Raw genomic sequence first — 7428 nt, forward strand, 5'->3', positions numbered from 1 at the left:
ATCAAACGCGGTGCAAACGAAAGGGCAGTTTTTCTATAGTTTAAGACTGCTTTTTCGTTTACACCGCTATTGATTCTAGCCTAAAGAAGTTTCTGTTCCCTATAAAATTAATTTATCAGAATTTACCAAATCGCCAAACAACGATTTATAGAACAGTATATCACAAAAAAATTCCTTATTCCATATGTTTTCCGAGTTATGGTAGCACATGTGAATTTTAAATAACATTTTCCAATCCATTTAAGATATTCCCTTGATGATACTTTTTACTGTCTTATACAACCGAATTCCATCCTTCAGTCCCAACCGATAAAAGAACTGCTCAGCATCCGCACCGCTGTCAAAAATAGCATCACAGTATGCCCTGACTGCCTGTTGCTTATCCTCTGGCAGCAATGCCACCGCTTCCTCATACTTTTGTTCCACATCATCCTCGTCATCTGGTTTTTTCCCGGCTTTCATCTGGCTGAATGCGCTCTGCATCCGTTCCTGAATGACATTGTCCACAAATTCCTTTAATGCTTCCTCTTTCATCTTTATACATCCCTTTCTATCTCACACACCAGACGTTCATAATCCAAAAATCCTCGGATATACATTTCCCGGCTAATATAGGCTTCTACTGCGTGTCTTGCCGATACGATCCGATCAATGATCGTCCAAAACTCATGACCATATTTTTCAATGTATGGCTTCAATTCATCCATTGTTGCCTCACATTCTCTTTCCAACTCGATCAGCTCCGGGTCAATCCGTAAATATGCCTCCAGCCTGATCTCATTCCAGTCGAAGTAGCTTTCCACTAATTCTCTTTTCATAATCGTGTCCCTTTCTTCCTATGTTATAGAGCGAATCCATTCTTCTAAAAAGACGATTCCCGCAATCACGATTTCAACCGTACATGGCAGGAGATAAAACAGGAAACCAGCCAATACCATTTTCAGGCATTCCCCGGAACTTTCCAGCCCCAAGCCATAGCTTAGCAGGGCGGTCAGAAGAAAGAATCCTGCAATTACCCGGAAGATGACTGCTGATATTCCTGCAAGGAACTCCGCAAACAATCTTATGACTCCCAGAGCAGCCATCACAGGCAGGAACATGATTTTCAAAATAAAATGTATGGCTTTCATCCTGTCTTCTCCTTCCTATCCGGCATTTCTGTTCACATAGTTTCGATACTTCTCAAGTACGGAATCTGTCACGCCGTTTTTGTAGATTTTCCGAATATCTGTAATCTCTTCGTCCTTTAAGAGTTTTAGCCAATCCAGAAGGTCTTTCCGGCTGTTGGCGAAATTACAGCACTTTCCATCTGCATATTCAATCCGGTATCTCATAAGCATCCCCCTACACATAAACCAATTCATTCAGTATCACTTCATCCACCCGGTTTCGGATGTTATTTACCCTACGAATCCATTCCATCTGGTCTCTGCCTTTTAATTCCTCTGTGACATCCTCTGCTTCCATAAGCTGATCCATCATTTATCTCTGCGTTCCACACAGATCTCATTCAGATCAGCAAGATACGTCCAAAGTTTCCCGGTCAGCATCAGCTGGGAATAAAGGGCTTTTTTATAATCTTTCAGATAATTTCTTCGGAGACTTCCATAAAAACCAATATCTCTGGTCTCTTCCGGCACTTGGATCAGCGGGATGTAATAATCTCCCACAAGAATATAATCCAGTCCGTTCTTTTCATCATGTATCACTGGTTTCAATTCTTTCATACACTTGCCACTCCTTTCTTCGGTTCCGCAGTCGGAAGCATCGGCACCGGCACGAACACACCTTTTGCAATATCTTCCTGCCGGATTGCTTCCTTTTTTGCTTCGATTTCCGCTTTCTTTTTCTCTTTTACCTTGTCCTCATATTCTTTCTGCTTGCCATTTGCCTTCCGCCTCAGATAATTCTGGTGCAGTCTGTCTTTCCTTGCTTCCCGCTTCCGTAGTTCTTCTTCCTCTTCCGATGTCAGCTGGACTTCTCCAAAATGCGGAGGAAGATACCTTCCCACGAAATTAAAATAAATCTCAATCTCCTGTGTGGTCTGCTGGCTTCCTTTCCTGTCCCTCTCATGCACCAGAATCTTTTCCACGAACTCATTAAGCATATATGTGGTCAGTTCATCAAAATTCTGATATTTGTCTACCAGTGCAATAAATCTTTCCGCTGACCGTCTGCTATTTTCATATCCGGCTACCTCTGCTTCCAATTCCGAAATTTCCGCTGTCAGTTCTTTCTGTTCTTTGGAATACTGCCCATCAAGGACTGTGTAACGTTCATCCGGCAGTTTACCAAGGATATTATCTTCATATATCCGACAGATCAGTTTTTCCAGTTCCTGCAGACGCTTTTTCGCTTCTGCCAGCCTGTTTTTCAGCCTCACGATTTCACTGGACTGCTGGGAACTCTGTGTTGTCTTCACTGTCTCAATGAACTCTTCCCGGTTGAGATGGGAATATTCTGCGATAGCTTTCAACAGATCTTTTATCAGCTCCATCACAATATCCGCATTGATCCTGTGCTGTGTCGGGCAGAGTGTTCCAACCGGAACTTTGCTATATGCAGAACAGGTATATTACGGGATCCTTTTCCCATTATTTACCCGGTGCACATACATTTTCGCACCGCAATCAGCACAATACATCAGCCCTGTCAATGGATGTGCTTCTCCCCATCCATCCGGATATCTGCGGACATTCTTCCGGATTCTCTGGACATTATCAAAGGTTTCCTGATCAATGATCGCTTCCTGCGTGTCCTCAAATACCGTCCAGTTATCTTCTGACACATAATGGCTCTTTTTGTCCTTAAAATGCTTTCTGGTCTTGAAATTAACCGTGTGACCAAGATATTCCCGCTTTTTCAGGATCCCTGCCACCGTCGACGAACCCCACGCATAGGGGTCTTTGATCTCGTCCACTCTTCCCTGCCATAATCCTGCCCCATGCCTTGCCATGTGTACCGCCGGGATCTCCACCTGATCTTCTTTCAGCTTCTTTGCGATCTGGTAAGGACCATATCCGTCCATTGTCATCTGAAAAATCCTGCGGACAACCTGTGCAGCCTCTTCATCCACGATCCAGTGTTCCTTATTTTCCGGGTCTTTCAGATATCCGTATGGTGTGGTGCTTGCAACGTGCTTCCCGGAATTTCCTTTTGCCTTAAAGGTAGACCGGATCTTTTTGCTCGTGTCTTTCGCATACCACTCATTCATAATGTTTCGGAAAGGAAGAAAATCATCATCCCCATTCAGACTGTCATGACCATCATTGATAGCGATCAGCCTGACCTGCTTCTGCCGCAGCATTTCCTGAATCTGACCGACTATCAGATAATCACGTCCCAACCGGCTCATATCCTTTATGATCACCGTCCCGATCTGCCCGGCTTTGATAGCATCCATCATGCTGACAAATCCCGGGCGGTCAAACCTTGTACCGGATATACCATCATCCGTAAAATGGATATATGGGGTAAGTCCATGGGATTCTGCATATTCTGAAAGCATCTGCTTCTGGTTCGATATACTGTTGCTCTCGCCCATAAGGTCATCATCATGGCTAAGACGCTCATACAATGCGGTAAGTTTCTCCTGCATCCGTTTTCCTCCTTCCTTTCATTTTTCATTTCCTGTTTTCATTCCATATCCGTTCCTGTACCGGGTTCCGATGTTTCCGGGACGTATTTGCCAGAAAAGACATGCTGGATGCACATTCAAATCTGGTATCACTATGGACAGGCTGCTCCGTTGTCAAGGTTCGTGTAAGGATCTTCAAAAAAGTTCCTCTCACTTAACCCATCTTTCGGACGCTGTTTTACAAGGTAGTAACGTAACTTTTTTAAATTTCTCTGGATTTTGTGTCGGTTTGAAAATTTCCTTACACTTATCCAGCCCGGAGAGGCATAAATGTTGCCTTCTCCCAGAATGTTTTTAAAAAAGTACAATTTTGTTTTTTGGGCAAAAAATAAGCCTCAAGAGACTTTTTAATCATTTTGGAGCTCCAATTTCTTAAAAAATGATGATTAAGAAGTCTCTTCAAGCTTATAACACCAGCCGCCATTTTGTATTTTTTATACTGTCTGACCGCAAAGTGCTGCGGATCTCTTTCTTCCAGTTCCTGGAACATCATATCTACTGGATTCTGGTAAGTTTCATCCTCTTCACGGGTTTCGCTTTCATTCAAAAGATCCAGAAGGGTATTCAGATTCTTTTCCTCTTCATCACCTTCATACCAGATAAAAGCAATCAGTGCTGTATACAGCAATTTCTCTGCTTTCACCCAAAAATCTTCGGAAGCTTTTTCCCCTTCGCCTTTGATATTTACAATGATTGTTGTCACCAGCTTCAGGATATCTTTTTCAGACCGTATATAAACAAATGGATTGTAATGAAGGGACTTGGAAAAATTGATGGTATTCAGAACCTTAATCACATATGACTCATGTACCACTTTTCCATATTTATCTTTCATGATATTTCCATTCTTATCTTTCTTAGGTGGTCCCTTTGCTAACATCTTCCCGCACTCTTCAATCAAAGTGCCTTTCGGATCTGTAATGACCATGGAACAGTTCATCTGCATGACCGATGGTTTTACAAAAAAACATGTCTTACCGGAACCACTGCCGCCGATGACCACTATATTTTTATTTCTTGCATACTTCGGCTGCTTCGGTCTGCTCTCCATGGTCAGTGCTTCTGTTGCTGTCAACGGAATATTCATCCATGGATCTTCCGACATATAAGGCTTGATATCCTCTGCGGTTCCCCATCTGGCTGAACCATACTCGATACCTTTCCGTAATTTCTTTGCGTCTGCCTGTTTCTGCCAGACCAACACTTTCAGAACGACCGCAATAACAATTCCTGCTAGCAGATCTTTCCAGTTATTGCTTAACACAAAACCAGCAAAAATCCGGTCTGCGTGTTCCATTGCATATAAAAGTTTGTTCCCAATATCTTCTCCCGGACTGTTCCGGTAAAGAAAAAATGCCCGGTCTGCATAGAAAGCAGCCAGAGTATAAGGGATATTTGTTAGAACCAGTTTCTTTTTATCCAGGGCGGACAGCTTACCCCCGATTTTATTCTTCCACTTCTGCATCAGAGTTTTGCCGCTTTTCTTTTTCATCGACTCTGCTCCTGATGCCGGTTCTTTACTTTGTCCTTCGTCTTCTTTGGCATCATTGCCCGGTAAGCTGCAAGACGCTTATGAATGGAAGGCTTATTCGCTTTTTGAATCTGTTTCTGGGAAAACTCACGGAAAGCAGCATTGAGGGCATCCTGATCACGTCCCTTGAAGAATACCAGATAAACCGGTGGCTCTTTGCTCTTGTCTTTTTTCAGAGCATAATTGATCCCGTATTTTCTGGCATACCGTTCAAAGGACTTGATATTTTTGTCCGTGATCTCGATATTGACCATCCCAGCATTCTGTTTTACGATTTTTGTTTTCGCAAGCCTGCCTCTTATCAAACTAATTTTCTACCTTTCAATGATATACCGTATAAAAACGTATATCGCTCTGATCACATACACTGGAATCATGATACTTCCGATCAATGCTCCAATAATGACACTTAATGCAGCCATACCAAGTGTTGCTGTGGTATCCATTCCTCTTGGGATTAGAATCAGCCGCATTTTATGTATTCCAAATGGTAATCCGGCAATAAATATCCACCAGAACCAATCCGTCTGTCCGCTGACTTTCATAATTGTTTTTGTCATCCAAAACCAGAATACCATAAATGCCAGTGGCAGAATTGATTTTTTAATTACATCTCCAATCGTCATTTCTTTTGTCCTCTTATCCAATCTGTTTATCTTCTGTACTCTAGAAATATATGCCTGATATCTTTCCATCTGGCTATCATTATATCTTATTTGCTTATCATATTCCATTCTATCATCCCCTTTGTTCTGTTTGTGCCTTCCACGAATCTAATAACTGAAATATAATTTTTTCAATTTGTTCTTTCTTATAATCTGGTGGAAAATATTTTTGCAGTTGCTTTTCTGAAAAGCTGATTTTCTGGTAATTCACTTTTGCTTCTCCTCTAAGAATTTTCTCAATATCTTCCCCAGTCAATTCTTTTTGCTGACTAAGTTCTTTCAATTTTTTTGCCTGAGATCCATTAGGCATTTTCTTTGTTGTTCCTATGAACGCCAATAATAACGACTGCTCATTGCTTTTTAAATACGATAGATCTACTGCAACAGTGAATGGCAATTCATTTTTGTCTACAAACTCCAGCAAATAATTCGACAAATAGGTCAATCGTATATATCGTTTGATTGTACTCATTGTTTCCCCGACTTCTGTTCCTACCATCTCAGCTGCCCATCTTTTTTTTAACTTTGGTTCAACTTGGACCAAAGTTAGATCTGTTCTTCTGCCTTGACGTTTCAGTGCTTCATACTTCATGCGGTATGCAAATGCTTTCTCACTATACAGCAGGTTTTCTCTTTGAATATTGGAATCGACCATAACTACAGTTGCTTCATCATCAGACATATCTCTGATAATAACCGGCATTGTTTTCAATCCCAATTCTCTGCAAGCATATTTTCTTCTGTGCCCCACTACTAATTCATAATCCTTTTCCCCAGAATTTGAAGGTCTTGCAATTCCTGGCACAAGAACTCCATATTCTGAAATACTTTCAATCATTTCCTCCATTTTGTCATCCCTGAATACTTTAAACGGATGGTTCTTGAATGTATCCAGCTCGTCCAGTGGAATTTCTCGCACACACTCCTGCTCCTCTGACAATCCAAACAGTGCATCTACACCTTTGAATTTTATCTTTGAAGCACTACTCTCTTTCACTGCCATCATCAATCACCTCCTCTACCAGTTTCTTATATGCTTCGGCAACACGTCCTTTGGGATCATGTTTATAAATACTTACTCCCTCAGCACTCGTCTCTGCAGCTCTTATAGAAAACGGAATTGCAGTCTCAAAAATATGGATATATTCTCCATAATTATCATGAAGTAATTCTATAATCTCTTTTGAAAAATTTGTTCTGCGATCCACCATGGTAAGTAAGATTCCGTCAATTTGAAGTTTTCGATTTATCTGCTTCCTGACTTTATATATTGTCTGCATCAACTGTTCGAGACCTTTAACCGGAAGATAATGTGCCATAACCGGGATGATAACCGAATCAGCTGCTGCAAGTGCATTTACAGTGAGCATTCCTAACGATGGCATATTATCAATCAGGATGTAATCATATTCCGGCGAAATTAACTTGATAAACTGTTTTAACACATACTCTCTGCTCATAACATTTACCAGGCTGACTTCTACCCCAGAAAGTTCAATATTTGTCGGATACGGAGTGAATCTTCCGATTCCGCTTATGATGCTGACTGTAGGTGTCGGAGAGGTTGTTTCCTGTGCTGTAATAGGACTGATTCT

8 protein-coding genes and 3 pseudogenes are annotated in these 7428 nt (G+C 41.5%); all 11 read right to left on the reverse strand.

Features of this window, described 5'->3' with window-relative positions; genetic code table 11:
- Window positions 1-240 precede the first annotated feature (240 nt).
- The 11 genes and pseudogenes from ACTNC0_RS17915 to ACTNC0_RS17965 all read right to left on the reverse strand — a co-directional run bounded on the left by ACTNC0_RS17915 (window position 241) and on the right by ACTNC0_RS17965 (window position 7425).
- Window positions 241-534, reverse strand: coding sequence for a hypothetical protein (locus tag ACTNC0_RS17915; protein ID WP_235232804.1), 294 nt, complete (start codon window positions 532-534; stop codon window positions 241-243).
- 2 nt (window positions 535-536) lie between these two features.
- Complete coding sequence (locus ACTNC0_RS17920; RefSeq protein ID WP_235232803.1) at window positions 537-818, reverse strand: hypothetical protein; 282 nt, start codon at window positions 816-818, stop codon at window positions 537-539.
- An 18-nt stretch (window positions 819-836) separates the two neighbouring features.
- On the reverse strand, window positions 837-1130 hold the full coding sequence (locus tag ACTNC0_RS17925; RefSeq protein ID WP_441088452.1) for a hypothetical protein: 294 nt from the start codon (window positions 1128-1130) through the stop codon (window positions 837-839).
- Between the two features lie 15 nt (window positions 1131-1145).
- Complete coding sequence (locus ACTNC0_RS17930) at window positions 1146-1334, reverse strand: hypothetical protein (RefSeq protein ID WP_441088453.1); 189 nt, start codon at window positions 1332-1334, stop codon at window positions 1146-1148.
- Between the two features lie 10 nt (window positions 1335-1344).
- Window positions 1345-1727: pseudogene (locus ACTNC0_RS17935) on the reverse strand (TnpV protein).
- Window positions 1724-3598 (reverse strand): annotated as a pseudogene (locus ACTNC0_RS17940) (DUF4368 domain-containing protein). The pseudogenes ACTNC0_RS17935 and ACTNC0_RS17940 overlap by 4 nt, the downstream one beginning before the upstream one ends.
- Before the next feature lie 451 nt (window positions 3599-4049).
- Window positions 4050-5129, reverse strand: a pseudogene (locus ACTNC0_RS17945) (type IV secretory system conjugative DNA transfer family protein); the annotation flags it as partial.
- Window positions 5126-5473 (reverse strand): PcfB family protein, encoded by a 348-nt coding sequence (locus ACTNC0_RS17950; protein ID WP_441088454.1) that lies wholly within the window; start codon window positions 5471-5473, stop codon window positions 5126-5128. The gene ACTNC0_RS17950 and the pseudogene ACTNC0_RS17945, both read right to left, overlap by 4 nt.
- Before the next feature lie 9 nt (window positions 5474-5482).
- Window positions 5483-5902 (reverse strand): DUF6050 family protein, encoded by a 420-nt coding sequence (locus ACTNC0_RS17955; protein ID WP_441088455.1) that lies wholly within the window; start codon window positions 5900-5902, stop codon window positions 5483-5485.
- A 4-nt stretch (window positions 5903-5906) separates the two neighbouring features.
- Window positions 5907-6839, reverse strand: a complete 933-nt coding sequence (locus ACTNC0_RS17960) for a ParB/RepB/Spo0J family partition protein (protein ID WP_226870871.1) — start codon at window positions 6837-6839, stop codon at window positions 5907-5909.
- Window positions 6817-7425, reverse strand: a complete 609-nt coding sequence (locus tag ACTNC0_RS17965) for a ParA family protein (RefSeq protein ID WP_441088456.1) — start codon at window positions 7423-7425, stop codon at window positions 6817-6819. Before ACTNC0_RS17965 ends, ACTNC0_RS17960 begins: the two co-directional genes overlap by 23 nt.
- Between the last annotated feature and the right edge of the window lie 3 nt (window positions 7426-7428).

Origin of the sequence: Blautia sp. HCP3S3_B11 (assembly GCF_052064435.1) — a bacterium.
Lineage (GTDB): Bacteria > Bacillota > Clostridia > Lachnospirales > Lachnospiraceae > Blautia_A.

Coding starts and splice junctions, on each gene's coding strand:
- ACTNC0_RS17955 (WP_441088455.1), bottom strand. CDS start 5,902: ATGGAATATGATAAGCAAATAAGATATAATGATAGCCAGATGGAAAGA.
- ACTNC0_RS17960 (WP_226870871.1), bottom strand. CDS start 6,839: ATGATGGCAGTGAAAGAGAGTAGTGCTTCAAAGATAAAATTCAAAGGT.
- ACTNC0_RS17930 (WP_441088453.1), bottom strand. CDS start 1,334: ATGAGATACCGGATTGAATATGCAGATGGAAAGTGCTGTAATTTCGCC.
- ACTNC0_RS17915 (WP_235232804.1), bottom strand. CDS start 534: ATGAAAGAGGAAGCATTAAAGGAATTTGTGGACAATGTCATTCAGGAA.
- ACTNC0_RS17920 (WP_235232803.1), bottom strand. CDS start 818: ATGAAAAGAGAATTAGTGGAAAGCTACTTCGACTGGAATGAGATCAGG.
- ACTNC0_RS17925 (WP_441088452.1), bottom strand. CDS start 1,130: ATGAAAGCCATACATTTTATTTTGAAAATCATGTTCCTGCCTGTGATG.